At 46.0% G+C, this 606-nt stretch carries 1 protein-coding gene; it reads left to right on the top strand.

Annotated elements, in window-relative coordinates; translation table 11 throughout:
• Positions 1 to 346 precede the first annotated feature (346 nt).
• Positions 347 to 606: sporulation protein (locus R8N47_RS26575; RefSeq protein ID WP_318186282.1), on the top strand; the 260-nt coding region annotated here is incomplete at its 3' end.

Below are 606 nucleotides of genomic sequence, written 5' to 3'. Positions count from 1 at the left end.
CGCATTGCACTTGTATTGGTGTGTGCGAACCTGACTGTAGTTGGGCGCATTCGATTACCTAACTGCCAGGCATATCCATTGCCGATGTAATGGCCTGATTCATTATGAGTTGAGCTTCAACTGCTTGAAGGGTGGCTCTTTTGGCTTTCGCCAGTCCAATAAATGAGTCAGGAATACCGATATGCATGCATATCATGTATAGGTTAGCACCCTTGTTATAATTGGTCGATAGTTGAGCAATTGAATTCTCTCGATTTTGTTATTTTGTCGCTCGGATCGACGCAACAATTTGTTTTGATCCCATGATCAGCAGTAGTAGTATGAGATCTCGACAAAGGAGGTGCATATGTCATTTTTGAAGAAGACACTTGCGAGCTTTGGGATCGGCAGCGCTAAGGTAGATTCGATTCTAAATCAGGATGTGCTTTATCCCGGTCAAAGTGTGGATGTTTCTATTCACGTTTATGGTGGCGCGACAGAACAAGCGATCGATAACATTGATATGAAGCTTTGTTGCCGCTACATCGCAGAGGCTCCGGACGACCGTGGTGCGCGAGAAGGGCACAGCATGCGTCGAGTACCGCAAACGCATGTCTTGGCGAAATG

The sequence above is a fragment of the Vibrio sp. 2132-1 genome, assembly GCF_033344315.1.
The sequence above is the reverse complement of the archived record's forward strand: the minus strand, read 5'-3'. Positions and strand labels throughout refer to the sequence as shown.